The 20183-nt window shown below is 27.2% G+C and carries 23 protein-coding genes; 8 read left to right on the forward strand and 15 right to left on the reverse strand.

From position 1 onward, the window contains the following. Nucleotides 1–40: 40 nt before the first annotated feature. Nucleotides 41–925 (reverse strand): pantoate kinase, encoded by an 885-nt coding sequence (locus tag NL43_RS02010; protein WP_069592381.1) that lies wholly within the window; start codon nucleotides 923–925, stop codon nucleotides 41–43. A 94-nt stretch (nucleotides 926–1019) separates the two neighbouring features. On the opposite strand from NL43_RS02010, the gene NL43_RS02015 reads away from it, so the two are divergent. Beyond that, on the forward strand, nucleotides 1020–1691 hold the full coding sequence (locus NL43_RS02015; RefSeq protein WP_069592382.1) for a histidinol phosphate phosphatase domain-containing protein: 672 nt from the start codon (nucleotides 1020–1022) through the stop codon (nucleotides 1689–1691). 6 nt (nucleotides 1692–1697) lie between these two features. Here NL43_RS02015 and NL43_RS02020 read toward each other — a convergent pair whose 3' ends face one another. From NL43_RS02020 to NL43_RS02050, 7 genes are all read right to left on the reverse strand, one after another. Further along, nucleotides 1698–2348, reverse strand: a complete 651-nt coding sequence (locus tag NL43_RS02020) for a 2,5-diamino-6-(ribosylamino)-4(3H)-pyrimidinone 5'-phosphate reductase (RefSeq protein WP_069592383.1) — start codon at nucleotides 2346–2348, stop codon at nucleotides 1698–1700. A 5-nt stretch (nucleotides 2349–2353) separates the two neighbouring features. After that, nucleotides 2354–2743, reverse strand: a complete 390-nt coding sequence (locus NL43_RS02025) for a hypothetical protein (protein ID WP_143741305.1) — start codon at nucleotides 2741–2743, stop codon at nucleotides 2354–2356. 10 nt (nucleotides 2744–2753) lie between these two features. Then, the gene (locus NL43_RS02030; protein ID WP_069592385.1) at nucleotides 2754–3512 is read right to left on the reverse strand and encodes a TatD family hydrolase; all 759 of its coding nucleotides are present in this window, start codon (nucleotides 3510–3512) and stop codon (nucleotides 2754–2756) included. A 15-nt stretch (nucleotides 3513–3527) separates the two neighbouring features. Beyond that, the gene (gene uppS, locus NL43_RS02035; protein ID WP_143741306.1) at nucleotides 3528–4295 is read right to left on the reverse strand and encodes a polyprenyl diphosphate synthase; all 768 of its coding nucleotides are present in this window, start codon (nucleotides 4293–4295) and stop codon (nucleotides 3528–3530) included. A 68-nt stretch (nucleotides 4296–4363) separates the two neighbouring features. After that, nucleotides 4364–5062, reverse strand: coding sequence for a methanogenesis marker protein Mmp4/MtxX (gene mtxX / locus NL43_RS02040; protein WP_069592386.1), 699 nt, complete (start codon nucleotides 5060–5062; stop codon nucleotides 4364–4366). Between the two features lie 151 nt (nucleotides 5063–5213). Continuing rightward, nucleotides 5214–6479 (reverse strand): glutamate-1-semialdehyde 2,1-aminomutase, encoded by a 1266-nt coding sequence (gene hemL / locus NL43_RS02045; RefSeq protein WP_069592387.1) that lies wholly within the window; start codon nucleotides 6477–6479, stop codon nucleotides 5214–5216. Between the two features lie 10 nt (nucleotides 6480–6489). Continuing rightward, nucleotides 6490–7119: a cobalt-precorrin-8 methylmutase gene (locus tag NL43_RS02050; protein WP_069592388.1), complete on the reverse strand. Its 630-nt coding sequence runs from the start codon at nucleotides 7117–7119 to the stop codon at nucleotides 6490–6492. Between the two features lie 180 nt (nucleotides 7120–7299). Here NL43_RS02050 and NL43_RS02055 point away from each other — a divergent pair, with 180 nt between their 5' ends. Beyond that, nucleotides 7300–9804 carry a DUF5814 domain-containing protein gene (locus tag NL43_RS02055; protein ID WP_069592389.1) on the forward strand — a complete coding sequence of 835 codons (2505 nt, stop codon included), beginning with the start codon at nucleotides 7300–7302 and terminating at the stop codon, nucleotides 9802–9804. Here NL43_RS02055 and arfB read toward each other — a convergent pair whose 3' ends face one another. Beyond that, nucleotides 9805–10506, reverse strand: coding sequence for a 2-amino-5-formylamino-6-ribosylaminopyrimidin-4(3H)-one 5'-monophosphate deformylase (gene arfB, locus NL43_RS02060; protein ID WP_069592390.1), 702 nt, complete (start codon nucleotides 10504–10506; stop codon nucleotides 9805–9807). It abuts the gene before it with no gap. A gap of 11 nt (nucleotides 10507–10517) precedes the next feature. Continuing rightward, nucleotides 10518–11003 carry an RNA-binding protein gene (locus NL43_RS02065; RefSeq protein WP_084790357.1) on the reverse strand — a complete coding sequence of 162 codons (486 nt, stop codon included), beginning with the start codon at nucleotides 11001–11003 and terminating at the stop codon, nucleotides 10518–10520. Nucleotides 11004–11269: 266 nt separating this feature from the next. Between NL43_RS02065 and NL43_RS02070 the strand changes: the two genes are divergently transcribed. The 3 genes from NL43_RS02070 (at nucleotide 11270) to oadA (ending at nucleotide 13919) form a co-directional block, all read left to right on the forward strand. After that, nucleotides 11270–11515 (forward strand): LSm family protein, encoded by a 246-nt coding sequence (locus NL43_RS02070; RefSeq protein WP_069592392.1) that lies wholly within the window; start codon nucleotides 11270–11272, stop codon nucleotides 11513–11515. 210 nt (nucleotides 11516–11725) lie between these two features. After that, on the forward strand, nucleotides 11726–11914 hold the full coding sequence (locus NL43_RS02075; protein ID WP_198923181.1) for a 50S ribosomal protein L37e: 189 nt from the start codon (nucleotides 11726–11728) through the stop codon (nucleotides 11912–11914). A 298-nt stretch (nucleotides 11915–12212) separates the two neighbouring features. Then, complete coding sequence (oadA, locus tag NL43_RS02080) at nucleotides 12213–13919, forward strand: sodium-extruding oxaloacetate decarboxylase subunit alpha (protein ID WP_069592394.1); 1707 nt, start codon at nucleotides 12213–12215, stop codon at nucleotides 13917–13919. Nucleotides 13920–13952: 33 nt separating this feature from the next. Here oadA and NL43_RS02085 read toward each other — a convergent pair whose 3' ends face one another. The 4 genes from NL43_RS02085 to NL43_RS08405 are packed head-to-tail and all read right to left on the reverse strand — an operon-like array spanning nucleotide 13953 to nucleotide 16435. Continuing rightward, the gene (locus tag NL43_RS02085; protein WP_069592395.1) at nucleotides 13953–14513 is read right to left on the reverse strand and encodes a DUF2284 domain-containing protein; all 561 of its coding nucleotides are present in this window, start codon (nucleotides 14511–14513) and stop codon (nucleotides 13953–13955) included. Between the two features lie 15 nt (nucleotides 14514–14528). After that, nucleotides 14529–15212 (reverse strand): 7-cyano-7-deazaguanine synthase QueC, encoded by a 684-nt coding sequence (gene queC, locus NL43_RS02090; RefSeq protein WP_069592396.1) that lies wholly within the window; start codon nucleotides 15210–15212, stop codon nucleotides 14529–14531. A gap of 3 nt (nucleotides 15213–15215) precedes the next feature. Further along, the gene (larC, locus tag NL43_RS02095; RefSeq protein ID WP_371325640.1) at nucleotides 15216–16346 is read right to left on the reverse strand and encodes a nickel pincer cofactor biosynthesis protein LarC; all 1131 of its coding nucleotides are present in this window, start codon (nucleotides 16344–16346) and stop codon (nucleotides 15216–15218) included. Beyond that, nucleotides 16343–16435, reverse strand: coding sequence for a nickel insertion protein (locus tag NL43_RS08405; RefSeq protein WP_241776199.1), 93 nt, complete (start codon nucleotides 16433–16435; stop codon nucleotides 16343–16345). The genes larC and NL43_RS08405 overlap by 4 nt, the downstream gene beginning before the upstream one ends. Before the next feature lie 217 nt (nucleotides 16436–16652). On the opposite strand from NL43_RS08405, the gene NL43_RS08125 reads away from it, so the two are divergent. The 3 genes from NL43_RS08125 to NL43_RS02110 are packed head-to-tail and all read left to right on the forward strand — an operon-like array spanning nucleotide 16653 to nucleotide 18954. Further along, nucleotides 16653–17588 carry a phosphatidylglycerophosphatase A gene (locus NL43_RS08125; protein ID WP_241776200.1) on the forward strand — a complete coding sequence of 312 codons (936 nt, stop codon included), beginning with the start codon at nucleotides 16653–16655 and terminating at the stop codon, nucleotides 17586–17588. 18 nt (nucleotides 17589–17606) lie between these two features. Then, nucleotides 17607–18404: an adenosylcobinamide-GDP ribazoletransferase gene (gene cobS / locus NL43_RS02105; protein ID WP_069592397.1), complete on the forward strand. Its 798-nt coding sequence runs from the start codon at nucleotides 17607–17609 to the stop codon at nucleotides 18402–18404. Between the two features lie 22 nt (nucleotides 18405–18426). Continuing rightward, nucleotides 18427–18954: a hypothetical protein gene (locus NL43_RS02110; protein ID WP_069592398.1), complete on the forward strand. Its 528-nt coding sequence runs from the start codon at nucleotides 18427–18429 to the stop codon at nucleotides 18952–18954. A gap of 69 nt (nucleotides 18955–19023) precedes the next feature. Here the strand turns inward: NL43_RS02110 and NL43_RS02115 are convergent, their stop codons facing one another. Then, entirely contained in the window at nucleotides 19024–20127 is a 1104-nt protein-coding gene (locus NL43_RS02115; protein ID WP_069592399.1) for an inositol-3-phosphate synthase, read from the reverse strand. Nucleotides 20128–20183 lie beyond the last annotated feature (56 nt).

A 20183-nucleotide genomic window follows, 5' to 3' on the forward strand; every position in this document is an offset into this window, starting at 1 on the left:
TAATTTTAATCACATTGTAATCTATTTTTTTTTATTGAATTTATTTTTGAAGATATTTAATTCCAGTTGTATTTATTTTAGTAATGTTTGTTTTTTCTATAGATGTATCTGGTGTATAAGATAATGCAAATGCAGTATTACCTAACATAGCCATGGATGAACCTATGCTTTCTTCATCTAATATTTCTAAAATTTCTTGTAGTTCTGAGTTTATTAGTTGTGTGTCGTTGGCAAATATTCTTGATAATTTAATGAAATTAGTGATGTGTGGATTTGTTAAAATTCTTTTCAGTAAAATACTTCCACTTTTATTTATACGTTTTTGATGAAGGGGATTTTCAATAATTTCACTAGTTTCAAGTAAACCAATAGTTTTAGTTATAACATATATAGGGCGGGTGATTGGAATTTTATCAATTACTCCATATGATGGTGCACCTTCTTTTAATCTAATGACACAACCTCCATAAATTTCAGATATCACATCACCTAATCCACTTGATTGTGATATTTCAGCAAGATGGGCTATTTCACCTGCTTGTTTATATGTAATATTAATTCCAAGTAATACAGGTAATGTAAAACTAATACCTAATGCAAAACCAGCACTAGTTCCAAATCCTGCACTAATTGGTAATTTACTTTCATGATTAATAGTAATATCATATGAAGATAAATTTAAGTTATATTTCTTCTTAATAATTTCAATAGTTTTTAAACTTATTGTATTTAAAACTTCTTTCTTATTATTTGTATATATATTAATATTTCCAGTTCCATCACTAATTTTTGTATGGGTTATAACACCATCATCTAATGTAATACCAGCACCTTTTGATCCTTTTAAATAGGGATTATTGTTTGGAATAATTTCAAAAAAACCTGTAATATGTGCAGGTACAAATACTTTAATTTCATTAATCATATAATTATTTATATCTTTTCATATTCATAAATAAAATTATATAATAAAATTTTCATAAAATCATAGTAAAAGTAATTTAATAGAGGAAGATATAATGTCTGAAAATAAAAGAATAGATTTACATACTCATAGTATTTTTAGTGATGGTGAATTATTACCATCTGAATTAGTGAGAAGAGCTGATGTTTTAGATCATAAAGCAATAGCAATAACGGATCATGTTGATGCATCAAATATAGAAGTAGCAGCTCAAATAGCAAAAGCAGCAAATGATATAAGAGATTATTGGGATATTGATGTGATACCTGGGGTAGAAATTACACATACACCTCCTGAAGTAATTGATAAACTAGCAAATAAAGCAAGGAAGTATGGTGCTGAAATAGTTGTGGTTCATGGTGAAACACCAGTGGAGCCAGTAAAAGAAGGAACAAATAAAATGGCTGCAGAATCACCGTCTGTAGATATTATTGGACATCCTGGATTAATTACAGCTGATGAGGTAGAAATAGCAATAGACAATGATGTTTCTTTAGAAATAAGTGCTAGGGGTGGGCATTGTCTTGGTAATGGGCATGTAGCAAAATTAGGTTTAGAATTAGGAGCAAATCTTATTGTAGATACAGATACACATGCACCAGGGGATTTAATTACTTATGGATTAGCAGAAGTTGTAGCAAAAGGTGCTTCAATTCCTGAAAAAGAAGTTTCAAAAGTATTGAAAGATAATCCAGAAAAAATCCTTAAAAAACATGGATTATTATAATTTTTTTTATTTGTATTGTACCGTATATTTTAATAATATATCTTTATCAATAAGAGTATATGATTTTAGATTTAACTCAACACAGTTGTTCTTATTAAAACCTAAACCATCAACTAATGTTTTTGAATTAGAACCTCCAAGAATTTTAGAACCAATACAGATAGATACTTCATCTATTAATTCTTCTTTAAACATTGAAAAATTGAGGGTAGAACCTCCTTCTAATAAAATGCTTTTTATATTTAATTTATAAAGTTTATTTAGTGCTTGTTTTAAATCTACAGAATTGGTACCTGATATTATAATAGTACATTTTTCTTCTAATTTTCTAATTCTTTCTAATGGTGCTTTTTGAGATGCTATGATAATAGTTTCAGCTTGATTGTCTAATATTTTTGAATTAAGGGGGGTTCTTGCATTACTATCTATTATAATTCTGACAGGATTGTCTGTTTTTTCAGAAGGTATTTTATGGATTGTTAATTTAGGATTATCTACTATGACAGTATTTATACCAACCATTATCCCATCATATTTTTTACGTAATTGATGTACACGAATCAAATCATTTTTACCAGAAATTTTCATGGAACTATTTTCAGTTGCAATTTTACCATCAACAGTCATAGCAGAATTTAATAGAACATAAGGTTTCAAAATAATCACTCATAATTAACTTTCAATGCTTTTAATGTGTTGATAATATTTTCACCATTGCGAACAGCATTTATTAAAACTTCTTTAAATCCTTCTTTAATAAGTTCATCATTTTGAATAATCCATAAAATTAAATCAGGATGTTCTGTTAAAGTTAAGTTACTAAAAATAATTTCTTCAGGATTATTATTTGTATATATAGCAATATGTTTGTTATTTTCATACTTCACTGCTTTTATAGTAATTAATATATCTTCATTTTTTACACTAAAATAATCTCCAACTTCCACTATATCTATAACAGATTCTTCAATTTTTAATAAATCTTTCTGAATTTTAGTTTCATATTGATGTCTTTTATCAATATACATTTTTAACATGTCATTTATTTTCATAGTATCACTTTTATAAATTATACACTGTTTTAGCATTCTGTTCTGTTTGTTTTTCAATATCTATAAAATCAATATTCTTGGTACGTTCAATACGTTCGATTGTTTTCCTAATATTTAATGGTTGATTATTTTCTTCTTTTATTGGGGATAAATAAGGACTATCTGTTTCAGTTAACATATTTTCAAGAGGTACCTTTTTTATATTCTTTTTATGTTTTTTTGAAAAAAGAGCATTAGTTGCAAATGATATGTAATATCCATAATCTACAGCTTCCATTGCGGTTTCTTTTGTTCCACTAAAACAATGGAAAATGACATTTGGAATTTCAGTATATTTTTTTACAATATCTAAGGCATGTTGTTCTGCATTACGTACATGTAATACAATAGGCATATCATGTTCTGTTGCAATAGTTAAAAGTTTTTCAAAAACAGTATGTTGTCTTTTAAGTTCATTTTCTGAACGTTCTTTTGAAAAATCAAGACCTATTTCTCCAATAGCTTGTATATTGTCTAAATTATCAATAATTTGATTTATTGTTTTATTAATAGTTTCTTTATTGTCTTTTCCAGTATATTCTGGATGATACCCCATAGTTGTTTTTATAAAGTTCTTATCTGATTGGGATAATGTTAGTGATCGTTCATTACTTTCATAACTAGCTCCGGAATCAATTAAAAATTTAAATTCGGGTTTTGTATTTTTAATTATTTCATCTCGTGTATTATCAAAAATGGGGAAGTTTAAATGACAATGTGCATCTATCATATTTATACTCTCCTATTATCTTCCAAATCTTCTTTGTCGTTCTGTGTAAGATCTTATTGCTCTTAAAAAATCTACTTTTCTTAATTCTGGCCATAAACTATCTGTGAAATATAGTTCTGAATAAGATGATTGCCATAATAAAAATCCACTTAAACGTTCCTCTCCACTTGTACGAATTACAAGATTAGGGTCTTCTAATCCAGCTGTATATAAATTGTTATTTATTAATTCTTCTGTGATATCATCTGGATCTATTTTACCTTTTTTAACATCTCTTGCTATTTTTTTAAATGCATCTACAATTTCAACTCTGCCATCATAACCCATAGCAATATTAACTAATCTATCTTTGTATTCTTTAGTGGATTCTTCAGCATTTTTAATAGCATCTCTAACTTTTTCAGGAAATAAATCTAATTTTCCCACAGCTTTAAGACGTACTTTATTTTTATGAATTTTTTTATTTGTACTAATACTCAAAAAACTTTCAACAAACAAATCCATTAAATCAGATACTTCTTTTTCTGTTCGATTGAAGTTTTCTGTTGAAAAAGCATATACTGTTACTATATCTATACCTAAATCTATACACCATTCTAGGACATTTTCTAGAGTATCAACTCCTCTTCTATGTCCTTCTATAGCATTCATATTTCCTTGTATTTTTGAATATCGTCTATTTCCATCCATGATTATTGCCACATGTTTTGGCATTTTAGTTTTATCTAGATTTCTGGAGATATACCATTCATATAAGGAATATAATGGTTGTAGTAACATCATCTTTTTCAAACTCCCCTTTTTAAATTTTAATATATTATAATATGTCTTAATTCAAATAATAAATTTTTTCATTTTTTCAATGAATTAATAATTGTGGATACTAATTTAATTGAATTAACATACCCTTGTACGCTTTGTGAACGTGATGTGTCAATATATATATTTGGCTGTTTTAAGGTAATTGCACCATAACTTGTTACACCTGATACTAGAACTAAACTTCTAAAAATTATATTTCCTATAATACCGTCAGGAGCAACAATTATATTTACTTGATTTTTTATGGCTTCTTCAATTAATATGTAGTAATGTTTGATATCATAATCGTTTTTAAGTTCTTCTACTATAATATCACATTCACGAATTGTTTTATCTATTTTGGGACTACGACCTTTATCTTGTTTACGTCCTCCAGAAATAAGAGCTATTTTAGGAGTATTGCCTGTTTTTGATATAATTTTAGAACATTCTTTTATAATTTCTTTTTTTTCATCAATAGTGTCACATTCATCAATTCCAACAGGAGTTAACATGAATTTATGATTATTAATTTCAAGTATTGATGCACGAAATAGATTAGGATATTCTTTTTTAAGTTCTTTAATTACACTTGATTCAAGTGATCCTCTTATAACACCATCAATAGTGGGGTCATGAATATATTTAATTAAATCTTCATTAGTTTCTGCTATTTCAAAATCAAATGAAAATTGTTTTATAGCCTCTAATACATTTTTATTTTTTCCAAGTCCGATTGCAATCTTCATTTCTTTAAACCTATTATTTTTTTATATTTAATTTATATTACTTTTTTTCTAAAATAGATATTTAGTTAAGAAGTTAACATAATTTTATTTATTATTTTAATATTTAGAATTTTTATTAAAAATAGAAAAGAGGAGTGGAATGTAATTATTCTTATATATTTTTTAAAGATATTTCAATGGATTCAATAGTTTTATCAATATCTTCCATACTATGTGCACAGGATAAAAATGTACATTCATATTGGGATGGTGCAATAAATACTCCATTTTCTAATAAATTATGGAAATATTTTAAAAATCCTTTTGTATCAGTGGTTTGTGCTGTTTTATAATCATAAACTTCTTTATTTGTAAAATAAATTTGAGTCATAGATTCAACACCATTAACTTGATAATTAATGTCTAATTTATTTAAAATGGCTCTGATTTCATTACGGAAGTATTCTCCTTTATTATGTAAATCTTTGTAGAATTTATCATCTAATATTTTAAATGCAGTTAATCCACCATTAATTGACATAGGATTTCCACTAAATGTACCTGCTTGGTAGATAGTTCCACTTGGAGTGAATTGTTCCATGTATTCTTTTTTACCTGCAATAGCACCTATTGGGAATCCACCACCAAGAATTTTACCAAAAGTACATAAATCTGGTGTTACATTATAATATTTTTGAGCTCCACCTTTACTTATTCTGAATCCAGTAATTACTTCATCAATGATTAATAAAATATCATTTTCTTCAGTTATTTCACGTAAAAAAGTCAAATAATCATCTTTTGGTGGAACACAACCTATATTACCCATAATGGGTTCTATAATAATGCATGCAATTTCTTCTTTATTTTCTTTGATGATTCTTGTTAATTCATCTTCATCATTAAATGGTACAAGTATTGTATTTTTTGTAGTGTCTTCTGGAATTCCTGGAGAATCTGGCTTTCCAGCAGCTCCAGAACCTGATTTAACCAGTACAGCATCATGAGCTCCATGATAAGCTCCTTCAAATTTAATTATTTTATTACGGCCAGTTATTCCTCTTGCTAAGCGTATGGCACTCATGGTAGCTTCAGTTCCAGAATTTGTAAATCGAACCATTTCTGCAGATGGAACACGTTTAATCACTTCTTTTGCAAGAGAAATTTCTTTTTCAGAAGGTACTCCATAATCAGTTCCTAATTGTAATTGTTTTATTGATTCTTCAACAATTGTTTCATTTGCATGACCAAATATTATAGGGCCATAACCTAAACAATAATCTATAAATTCATTACCATCTTCATCATATATTTTTGATCCTTTTGCACGTTTTGCAAAAAAAGGATATGGTTTATATGCACGTATTGGTGAATTAACACCTCCGGGTAAATAGTTCACTGCTTCTTCGTATAATTTTTTAGATTTATCGAAATTCATAAGATGTCTCCTAATCTTTTTTCCTAATATTTAATAGTGAATTTATAATTGCTACAGCAATAGGTGTTCCACCTTTAGGGCCTGTAGTTATAGTGTAAGGAATATTTGTTTGAGATAATGCTTCTTTTGAATCAGCTGCTCCTACAAATCCTACTGGAACTCCTGCAATTGCTTTAGCATCCATTTGACCTTCTTCAACCAGTTTTATAACTTCAAATAGTGCAGTTGGTGCATTACCTATAGCAACAACTCCTTTAAATCCATCATCTGCTGCAATTCTCATAGCTGCTGCGGAACGAGTGATTTCTTCTTTTTTAGCAAGTTTAATAGCTCTTTCATCTCTAATATAACACATTACTTTACCATTATATCTAGTAATTCCTGATTTAACCATATTAATGTCTGTTAATATGTCTTCATTATTATCAAAACAATTTAGTGCCGTTTCAACAAATGTTGGTGATATTTTAACAAGTTTTGCATATTCTGGATCTGCTGTAGAATGAACAACACGTTCTACAATATCTTTTTCTTCATATGTTAAATTTTTAGTTTCATCATCTATCAGTGATTTAATAATTTCTCTACTTTTATTAGCAATATCATAACCTGGTTTTGTTGATGCTCCCATATTATACATGAATTTCACATCCTTTCAAGTATTAATCTTGATTTTTTATAATTCTATAATTATATATTATAAGCTATATTTTAAATATTATAATATACTAATTAATTTAAAAATAATAGTATATTGAAAAAAAATTAAGAAAGATATAATAATTTTTGGATTTATTTTTAAAGAAACTTTTTTGATAATATGATAATATTAAGACGTAATAAAAAAATAGTAGAATTGTATCCTATAGGTTCTGCAAAAGGTGCATTAAATAATCAGAGAAAACCTCTCTTTTATAGTTATTTTAAACTTCAAGAAATCGATGGAAAAATAAGACCACAACGTTTCATTATACAACAAGATAATATAGAAACATTAAAATCACCTAAGGATGTTATTAGAACTTTAAGAAAACAAAATGTTTTATTAGCTACTGAAGATGAAGAAATAGAATCTATGTTAAATTCACTAAATATTCCTTTTAAATTAACCCATATTTGTAGACATTGCACATTTGAAGGTAATATAACTATATTGAAGAAATCAGCTTCATATAATTTGTATGGTGAATATATATGTAAAAATTGTGCTGAAAAAGAAATTAAACGAGTAATGGACTTGAAAGGATATAATAAAGCTGCATTTCCTGGATTTAAAAAGTTATTGGAAAAAACTCATAATCTAGAAAAAGTTTTACAAATATTTAATCCTAAATTCAATCCTATTCAAAATGATGATTTAACAATTTATGATAAAATAACTGTTAAAAAAACAAAATATTCTAAAGTAAAGGTTAATCAACTTCCAATACCTAATAATTTCAAAAATATTTTATCAAAAAAAGTAAAACAGTTATTGCCTGTTCAAATTTTAGCATTAAAATCAGGACTTCTTGAAAATAAAAACTTAATGATTGTTTCAGCAACAGCATCAGGAAAAACACTTGTTGGTGAATTAGCAGGAATACCTAAGGCAATGGAAAATAAAAAATTCATATATTTAACACCTCTTGTTGCATTAGCTAATCAAAAATATAGGGATTTTAAAAAAAAGTATAAATCTCTTGGATTAAATGTGGCAATTAAAGTAGGTTCAAACCGTATAAAAGCTAAAGGTGAGTTAACAATTACTAATAAATCTGTGGAAAATGCAGATATTGTTGTAGCAACATATGAAGGTCTTGATTTTTTATTACGGTCAGGAAATCATAATCAATTAAAGAATATAGGGACTGTTGTAATTGATGAAATTCACATGCTTGATGAAGAAGAAAGAGGACCTAGATTAAATGGACTTATTAAAAGATTAATGAGTATTTTTCCAGATGCACAATTAATTGGATTATCAGCTACTGTTAAAAATTCTAAACAAATAGCTGATAATTTTGGAATGAAACTTGTGGAATATAAGGAAAGACCCGTACCTCTTGAACGTCATTTAATATTTACAAAAAATGAGTATGATAAAAAAGATTTGTTAGGTAGATTATCTAAGAAAGAATTTGATACGAAATCCTCTAAAGGTTATAGAGGTCAAACAATAATATTCACTAATTCACGAAAAAAAACACATAAAATAGCTCAACAAATTGAGAAAAAAGGAATAACAACTGCAGCATACCATGCAGGGTTATCTTACTCAAAAAAAGTTAAAATTGAAAAAGATTTTGCTAATCAAGATATTTCAACTGTTGTAACAACAGCAGCGCTTGCAGCAGGAGTTGATTTTCCAGCTTCACAAGTACTATTTGAAACATTGCGCATGGGAAATAAATGGTTAACTAGTAATGAATTTTCACAAATGTTGGGACGTGCTGGAAGACCTTCATTTCATGATATGGGGAAAGTTTATTTACTTCCAGAATTAGGTAAGGAATTTACTGATGGTTCTGAAGAAGAAATGGCTATACAATTATTGGATAGTGATGTGGATAATATCAAAGTGGAATATGGAGAAGATGATGCATATGAACAAGTATTAGCGGATATTTCCGCTATATATTGTGCAGATATTCATAAAATTAAAAAACGATATAATAAAATAGATTCACCTGTTTTATTTGATGAAGTAATTGATGTTTTGGTTGATAAAAAACTTATAAAAAATAAAAAAGGAGATAAATGGATATATTTACCTACAAAATATGGTCGAGCAGTATCAATATCTTTTTTAAACATATCTAAAGCAGAATACATTAAACAACATTTAAAAAAGGATCCATTAATAACTATTGAGAAAATTGAACCATTTATCAATGCATATTTAAGTAATAGATTGATGACTAGATTATCATCAGCATTAAAAACAAATATTAGTTCAAGACTATTTGCAGATTCAACAAGAGATATAATTACATCAGGTGAAGTAATAGCAAAACTAGATTCACAATATGTTGATAAATTAGTAGAATTACAAATGGATTTTTTATCCTGTAATTGTAAGGAAAGGCCATTTTGCAATTGTTTTGAAACAAATATTTCTGATAAAATTATACGACAAAGATTACATGGTTGGAGTCCAAATAGGATAAGTAAGTTTTTTATGACTAATTATAATATTCAAATATATTCTGGGGATATTTTCACATGGTTGGATCAAGTAATACGATCATTAGAAGCTATTTCGAGGATTAGTTTAGCTTTTAATAATAAAAAAACAAGTAATCAATGTAAACAATTAATTAAAAAAATAGAACTGGGTAAATAATCATAATAATGATTTAATATCTTTTATTATTTTTTTTTCAGCATTTTCTAATAGTAATTTACCTAGTTTTTCATCAACTACAAAACCTTCTTTTTCTATATGTTCTGCTTCTTTATTGATGATAGGTTCATTATCTCTTGCTAATTTAAGACCAACCATTCCTACTTCTGGATTTTTATTAAAATCATTATGTTCTTCTAGTCTAGTTTCATCAAGAAAGCCCAATACTTTCCCCATGGATAATTCACCAGTACATGCATGAGGACCTTCATTTTCAATTATAGAATTATTAAATATAATTTGAAGATTTGTTTCTTTTGAAATTATATCCATATCATTTATAATTTGATTATTGCCTCCATGTCCATTTACAATGATGACTTTTTTGATATTTAACTGTTCTTTACTATTTTTTAGTTGAGGTATTATTTGATTATAAATTAAATCATCTTTTGACAAATGAATTCCATGTTTCACATAGTCAAATTCAGTAGCAGCATAAAATATTCCTAAAAATGTAGCACCTGTTTTTGTAGCAACATTCAATGCTACATTTGCAGCAATTTTTGAATCAGTATCTATAGGTAATGCACTTCCATGGTTTTCTCTATGTGAACCTAAAGCTATTATACCAATTTCATGTATTTTTTCGGATAGTATTTTTCCTGAATTATATTTTAATTTAAACTTATTTTTGCTCATTACCTATCTTCCTATATTTCTAATTCCCATATTGGGTCTCCAACATAGTGTAAATTTTTAATAGCTTTTCCTTTATTATTTTCTATCATTTCTTGACCAGTAATCATACTAGTTCCAATAGCTAATGGTTTTTTATGTGTTTCATCAATTATAATGATTGTATCTCCTGGGACTATTGTTTTATCAGCATCAACAATTCCTGGTGACATAATATCTGCACCTTTTATTACAAAATTAATAGCACCCATGTCTACTACTGCATATTTTTCTGTGATTTCTAGATTTAATGTTGCTTTAAGTGTAGGTATAATTTTATCATCTGTCTGCATTAATAGAGGTTTTCCATCAATTAATAAAATATCAGGTAATTCTTCAATTTTAACTAGTTCTACTTGTGATTTTTTAGGTATAATTTCTCCATAATTTCCTAATTCTTTTTTAATTTCTTTTATTTTTTTATTTTTTAAGAAATTCCGTTTTTTAATTTTCAATTTGATAATCTCCAATTTTTATAATTTGTTATCATTTAAATAAGGTTATTTATTTTTGTCATCTGTTGTTTTAATTTTAAAATTATATTTTAATCATGTTTTTTATCAAAATATATTTTCTTTTTTCTATTTTTAATCAGTAAATTATATGTTATAGTATGGCTAAATATATTAGTAATGATAGATAATTATTTGTTTAATTATATGTATAGATACATTTAAATATAATTCGAAACAAATAAGAATATATATTATTGATAAGGTGATTAATAGTGAACGATCAAAAAAATAATAACAATACATCTAGACCATTAGATGCATTAGGACAAGCTTTAAATTCTCAAGTTCTTATTAAACTTAAAGGTGGAAAAGAATTCAGAGGAGCTTTACAAAGCTTTGATATGCATATGAATTTAGTAATCAATGATGCAGAAGAACTTGTTGATGGGGAATCTGTTCGTAGATTAGGCGTAGTTTTAGTTCGTGGAGATAACATAGTATACATATCACCAGGATAATTAATTAAAGGACACTTAGTAGTTTAAATCTATTAATATTAATCGTCCTTATTAGAAAATACTCTAATTATTTAATTAGTGAGTATTGAGGTATAACGATCGTATATCTAATAGAATAGAGGAACTTTTCTATTCTTCTTTTTTTACCTTTTTTTTGAAAAGGTTTATTATATTCATTTATTATTAAACAAATTAATATTGGAGGAAATAATAGTGAAAGGAACACCATCATTTGGGAAACGTAACAAAAAAAATCACATAAGATGTAGAAGATGTGGTAGGAATGCTTACAACCCAACTAAAAAATACTGTGCTTCTTGTGGATTCGGAAGATCCAAAAGATTAAGAAAATACAGTTGGCAAAACAAAAAACCTATAACAGGTAAAAGATTAAAATAGATAATTTATAATTTTCAATTTAAATTATCTTTTTTCATTATTAAACTATTTTTTTTTAAAATTAAATTTTATTTTCAATGGATTCCATATTTATTTTATAATATATTTATTTAAAATAGTAAAATTAGTATATTACTTTAAACAAATATAAACAATATAAAATAAGAAGTTGGAAATTTAGATAATTACATTTTTTTATTAAATTATAAATTAACTTAATAAATAGTGTATTGATTAATAACATTTTTCATAAAAAATTGTACATTATTTAACAAAAAATATAAGGCAGGTGTCATATATGGCAAACGTTAAAATCATAGAAACTGCATTACGTGATGCTCATCAATCTTTAATAGCTACACGAATGAGAACAGAAGATATGGTTCCTATATTAGAAGATATGGATAAAGCAGGATATTTTTCATTAGAAGCTTGGGGAGGAGCAACATTTGATACATGTATCCGTTTTTTAAATGAAGATCCATGGGAAAGACTTAGAACATTTAAAGAACATTTAACGAAAACTCCTATTCAAATGTTATTAAGAGGTCAGAACTTAGTAGGATACAAACATTATGCTGATGATGTGGTAAAAGAATTTATTGAAAAATCCTATGAAAATGGTGTAGATGTTTTCAGAATTTTCGATGCATTAAATGATTCACGAAATATGGAACAATCTATTAAAACAGCAAAAGCACAAGGAGCCTATGTTCAAGGAACAATAAGTTACACAATTAGTCCTGTACATACAATTGATAAATATGTTGAATTTGCAAAAGAATTAGAAGCTATGGATTGTGATGCAATAACTATAAAAGACATGGCTGGATTAATAACACCGGGTGTTGCAAAAGAATTAGTAACTACATTAAAAGAAGAGGTTGACTTGGATATAAATTTACACAGTCATTGTACAAGTGGTATGACTCTTATGAGTTATGAAGCTGCTGTTGAAGCAGGAGTAGATATGTTAGATACTGCAATATCTCCATTTTCTGGAGGAACATCCCAACCACCAACAGAGAGTGTAGTTGCAGCATTACAAGGAACACAATATGATACAGGTATTGATTTAAAAGTATTATCCCTGATAAAAGATTATTTCTCAGATTTAAATGAAAAATATAATGCTTTATTTGATCCATTAGCTTCTAAAATTGACGCTGATGTGTTAATTTATCAAGTTCCTGGTGGAATGTTATCTAACTTAGTATCTCAACTTAAACAACAAGATGCAATAGACAAATATCAGGATGTTTTAAAAGAAATACCTAACGTAAGAAAAGATTTAGGATATCCTCCATTAGTAACTCCAACAAGTCAAATAGTGGGTGTACAATCAGTGATGAATGTATTGATGGGTGAACGATATAAAAATATCACTAAAGAAGTAAAAGAATATCTTAAAGGATATTATGGAAGAGCACCTTCTGAAATCAATCAAGAATTATATAAAAAAGCTAATGGTGATGAAAAACCAATAACATGTAGGGCAGCAGATTTATTAGATCCTGAATTAGATGAAGCACGTAAAAAATTAGAAGCAGAGGGCTTAATGAAAAAAGAAGAAGATCTTTTAACATATGTGTTATATCCAACAGTTGGTGAAAAATTCCTTAAAGGAGAAGCTGTAGCAGAAGAAATACCAGAACCTAAAGTTGAATATACTGCTTCAAGCATACCTACATCATATGATGTTGAAGTTGATGGTGAAGTATTCAATGTCAAAGTATTACCAACAGGTTATATGGAGATGGAACCTTCATCCAAACAAATTAAAACATCTATTGAAAATGGTTTAACTTCAGCTATGCAAGGTATGATAGTTAAACTTAAAGTTAAAGTAGGTGATAAAGTAAATGAAGGAGATACAGTTGCAGTTCTTGAAGCTATGAAAATGGAAAATGATGTAAAAGCAGATAAAACTGGTCAAGTAACAGATATTTTCATTGCTGAAGGAGATACTGTTGAAAAAGATGATGTTTTAATGGTTATTGAATAATCATCTTTCTCTTTTTTTAAACTTTTTCTGAGGTTATTTTGTATATAAAATTGATGTGATGTTATTAAGGTATTTTGGAAGTTTACCATTTATTAATAATAATTCAATGTCAAATAAATCTTTTAATATTTTTCTACTATCAATTCCTAATGATGCTAGTGAATATCTTCTTATCTCAGGATGAATGCATTTATCATATATTTCTTTACAATTATGAGCACAATAATTACAAGGTCCACTTAAACTTTGGGCTTTCGTATAATTAGATTCATCTGCAATAACTTTATCTACTACTTTTTGTTTTTCTTTAAAGAAAGTTTCATTTAACAGATTATTTAATTCTTCTTTTGAATATTCATTAGAATAATCTTCTTTTTCAAATATTAATTGAGTAACAATAATATCAATATAATCAAAATTCAGAATATAATCCTTAACGTTAATATCAAGGGGTGAACAAGAATAATTAGAATTATATCTTGAACATTCTTTACAGTATCCTTGCACTATGTCCCAGTTATAAAATCGTTTATGAAATTCGGGGGTAGGTAATGTTTTATAAAATTTTTTAATTTTATAATTTATTTTATTCATTAAATTTTAGTCTCCTTATATTTCATATTCAGTAGGGTCATTAATATTTGCTTGAATAAATGCTCTTTTTCTTCTTTTACAGGATTCACAAACACCACAATGTTTTTCATGTCCTGTATAACATGAATAACTTAAATTCATGGGAGCATTATATTTTTTTCCAGTATTTACAATATCTTCTTTTGTCATATCAATCAAAGGAGCTTTTATTTTGATATTATCAAATGATCCATATTTTATAGTTTCATTAAATGCATTTAGATATTCTTTTGAGTTATCTGGAAATGTCCGGGCTTCTTCATAATCCCAACCAACTATTATTATTTCTGCTTTTATACTTTCAGCATAAGCTAATGCAATACTACAAAAAATAGTATTTCTTGCAGGAACCCATACTGATTTTGCAGTTTCTCTAGTAATATCTAAGTTATCTAGATCTTTCTCCAATATTTTTGGAATTTCATCATTTGTTGTCAGGGTTGAATTACTTATTTTATTAAGCCATGGTAAATCAATTATAATATGTTTCATATTTAATTTTGAACATATTTTTTTTGCATGACTTACTTCTTTTTCGAGACTTTGTTGTCCATAATTAAATGTTAGTGCTGTTAAATCATATTTTTCAGAATAAATAGATGTGGCTACAGTTGAATCTAATCCTCCTGAAAGAACAGTAATTCCTCTAGGTTTTGACATTTTTTATTCACTTCTTAGTTTTCTTTTATAGTCTTGTTCTACTATATTCATTAAATCTTTTATAGGGATATTTGTTTTATCAGCTATTTTTTTAATATCCTCATATTCTGGAGTACATTTTATTATTTTATCATCAATATATCCAATTTTAAATCTTATATTTTCAAGAGTATCATTAATATTTATTTCATGATAAACATTTTCTCTTGTTGCTACACCTCTATGGATTGTAGGTATCATACGAACACCTAATGTTCCAGTTTCTTCCATAATAATCTTAACTAAATGTTCTGCATCACTGTTGCGACTAATAACTTTTACAATATGGCCTGGTCTATTTTTTTTCATCATAGTAGGTATAATACTAACATCTCTTGCACCTTCACTAAGTAATTTATCATATAAATTACCTAAAACTTCTCCCGTTAATGTATCTATATTTGTTTCGAGTATTGTGATTGTATCTTTTTCAACTGTTGTTTCAGCATGGACTAATCGTAATGCATTAAGAACTTTTAAGTCTTTTTTACCAGCACCATATCCAATTTTCTTTTTAGTAAGATAGGGGTATGATGAAACAAATTCATCCGTGATATTAACAAGAATTGCACAGCCAGTGGGTGTTGCAAGTTCTGTGTTTTCAAGTCCACCTATTGTTGGAACATCTGTTAATATATTAAGGACTGCTGGGGCTGGGATGGGTAGTATTCCATGTTGTGTTTTAACAGTACCTTGTCCAGTTGCAACAGGTAATGCATATATTTTTTCTTCATCTAATTTAAGTAAATGATATGCATATGATGCTCCAATTATATCTGCAACAGCATCTGCACAGCCTACTTCATGAAAATGTAATTCATCTAATGTTTTTCCATGTACTTTAGATTCTGCTTGGGCTATTGTTTTAAATATTTTTTTAGATAATTTTATTGTTTTTGAAATAAGTGTATTGTTGGGATAATTTTCTTCTGTTATTTCATCAATTTTTTTTATAATTTCAGTATAGTGTCTAGGACTGTTATCTGTAGTTTGAATATTAGCATATGTGGATATAACTCCTGATTTGGATTTTTTATTTATTTCTATTTCAATATCTCCAAATTTTGTTGCATATGTGTTAATTACTTTTTTTATTTTTTTTCATCAGCACCTAAATCAATAAAAGCTCCTATAAACATATTTCCTGCTAAACCTGATGTTTGAGCATCTATTATTAATACCATTATTTATTCTCCATACTTCTTGTCATATATATATAATTAATTCTATATGCTATTATATATGTATTTTTCAATTTAAATTAATCATATGTTTATTTTCTTAAGTAAATTTGTATTTTTAAATAATAATTCAATAATAACTTTTTATCTGATTATTAATAAAGTATAAATTAGTATAAGTGTATAAAGAATGAATTAAGAATTAAAAGAGATGTTAGTTATGGAAATTAACATGAATGGGATAAAAACTTATGAGAAAAATAATGGATTAATTATAGAAAGTGAAGTACCATTATATATTTTAGCTAATCGAGAAAATTATGATTTTAAATATGCAACAAAATTTGATAATCATTATTATAATACTCCTGATTTGGAACGAATTGTTGTTCAAAGAAATGGTATAGTAATTATAAGTTCTGTAGAAAAAATTCAAAATAAATTTTTCACGAATATCAGTGTATTATTGGATGTTGAATTAGATAATTTAACTTTAATGAATATTTTTCGTACAGTTACAGAAACAATTTCAACAACATCATGGGATACAGATGCAATAGGTAAGGATAAACTTGATAATGAATTAGGTAATTTTTATAATACGATATTCATAGCTTGTAAATCTAAATCAGATGTACCATTACCTTTTGATATTTCATTATTTTATGAAATTAAGGAATTAGTTGATGAAGCCTTAAGAAAATCTTTAAATGCATTAGGTTATCCTAGAAATATTATAAAATACATGGAAGATATTGGAGTGACATTAGAAAATATGGAAGATGCTGCTATGGAATTAGTAGTTGGTGTTGATGAAGATGAAAAAATAATTAGGGAAAAATTTCGTAAACAATTATTACATTCATTAGAAGATATTAATGTTATCTCTTATTTGGTAGCAGCAATTAGATTAGAAGAAGATTATGAACATTACAGAATAAGGGAAGTAAATGTGGATGATGATCCAGCTTATTTATATATGGATGAAATAATGGGTATGGCTATAGCAAATCAAATAGCAGGTACTAAGGCAATTTTTAACTTTAAATTATATGATGAAAAAAAACCCGGAATTTTAAGTGTTTTAGGACCATCTGTGGATGATATAATTGGTGGTTTAATTGCAGGATGTATGTCCAAAATATTTGAACCTTAATTTTAAATAAGTGATAATATGAGTACAGAAAAAAATAATTTTAATAGAAAAGCAAAAGTTAATCCATCACTTAATGGATTTTTAGGATTAGTTTCATTTTCAACAAGAATTCCTATTAAACGGTACATAACTATTGAGGAAATGGCAAGTAGTGTTATAATATGGCCTTATATTGGTTTAGGTATAGGTATAATTGCAGCAATAATAGTATTTATATTAAATAATATTTTGGGTTTTACAAGTATACTAACAGCAACATTAATTTATTGTTTTTTAATATGGTTCACAGGTTTTAATCATGTGGATGGTGTCATGGATATGGGTGATGGGTTAATGGCTCATGGTGAACCTGAAAAACGATTAAATATTATGAGAGATTCTATGGTGGGTACTGGTGGAATAGCCACATTTTTTATTGTAGCAACAATTACAATTGCTGCATTATCTTCAATTTCTTTAAATTATATAATTCCTTCTGTTATTTTAATGGAACTGTGTGCAAAATTATCTATGGTAACATCAATGGTTTTTGGAAAAAGTGATAAAAAAGGTATTGGAGCAGAAATTAAAAAAGGAATGGACTACAAAGTATTAGTATTTACGATTATAATTTCATTAATAATAGGTTACTTTTTGCTAAAGATAACTGGAATATTTGCAGTTTTTGCATCAGTCATATCTGGTTTATATTTATCATCAATAGCTGATAAGAAATTTGGGTGTGTTACTGGAGATATATTAGGTGCATCTAATGAAATAGCAAGAGTAGTTTGTTTAGTATTCATAATATTGAATTTAAATTTAATGTTATTATAAAACTAATAATGGAGTTAATTAAATGATAACAGTTTTGAGATTAGATCATAGACTTGGAAGAGATACAAGAATTACAACACATGTATGTTTAACAGCAAGAGCTTTTGGGGCAGATAAAGTAATTTTAAGTGGTGAACGAGATAAACATATTATTGAATCTGCAGAAAAAGTTGTTGAAAATTGGGGTGGTGATTTTCAAGTAGAATATCGTAAAGCATACATGCCAGTAGTTAAAGAACATATAAAAATGGGTTATGAAATAATTCATTTAACTATGTATGGTAAACATGTGGAAGATGTTGTTCCTGAAATAAGAGATAATGGTAAAGATAAATTAATCATTGTTGGTGGTTCAAGAGTACCTACTGAAATTTATGAAGCTGCTGATTGGAATTTAAGTGTTACAAATCAACCACATTCAGAAGTAGCAGCATTAGCTATATGTTTACATTATATGATGGATGGTGATGAATTAAATACAATATATGATGATGGTAAAATGCAAATTATACCAAATAATGAACATAAGGAAGTAATTAAGAAAGAATAATCTTTTCCCTTTTTTCTTTATTATAAAATTAGTTATTAATATTTTCTAAAAAAAGAATAAGAATAGAACTCATCGTTCTATTTTGCCTTCAATGAATTCATTTACTTTTTCATGAGCAATATCGTCTGTGTATTGAACTGGTGGATGTTTCATTGTGTATGAAGAAATTGAAGTTAAAGCTCCACTAATACCTCTATTTAATGCTACTTTACAACATCTTATAGCATCAATTACACAACCTGTACTATTAGGACTATCTTCAACACTTAATCTTAATTCTATGTTCATAGGAACATCACCAAATGTTTTACCTTCCATACGTAAGAAACAAAGTTTGTTGTCTTTTTGCCATGGTACATAATCACTAGGGCCTATGTGAATGTCATCTTCTTCTAATCTATGACCTAATACGGATTGTACTGCTTCTGTTTTTGATTCTTTTTTGGATGCTAAACGATCATGATTTAACATATTTAAGAAATCAGTGTTACCACCAGTGTTTAATTGATAAGTTCTGTCTAATCTTACTCCTCTATTTTTGAATAAATTAGCTAATGTTCTGTGTGTGATTGTAGCACCTATTTGTGCTTTTATATCATCACCAACACATGGTATTCCTTTTGCACGGAATTTAGCTTCATATTCTGGATCACTTACTATGAAAATAGGAACACAGTTTATAAAAGCAATTCCTGCATCAAGAGCACAATCTGCATAGAATTTTCCTGCTTTTTCTGATCCTACAGGGAGATAGTTGACTAAAATTTCTGCACCACTTTCTTTTAATAATGTTACAATTTCTTCTTTAGTTTTTTCAGCTTCATCAGAAATAACAAATGTTGAATCATCTTTATAGTCTTTCATATGTGGTGCTACACCATCAAGAACATTTCCCATTGATACAGTTACACCTATTTCTTTCATATCTGGGTAGAATATTGTTGTACAGTTTGGTTTTGCATAAATAGCTTCACTCACATCTTTTCCAACTTTTCTTTTATCAATATCAATAGCTGCAACTACTTCTATGTCTGATGGTTTATATCCATCTATAGTCCAGTGCATTAATCCATCAACATCTTCCGCAGTTTTATTTTCATAATAGTAAATTCCTTGAATTAATGAACTAGCACAATTTCCAAGTCCAACAATTGCTATTTTAATTTTGTCCATTCATTACACCTTTGTTTTTTATCATGACTAAATTTGATAAGTATTTTTTTTATTAA

This window comes from Methanosphaera sp. WGK6 (assembly GCF_001729965.1).
In the GTDB taxonomy this organism is placed as follows: domain Archaea; phylum Methanobacteriota; class Methanobacteria; order Methanobacteriales; family Methanobacteriaceae; genus Methanosphaera.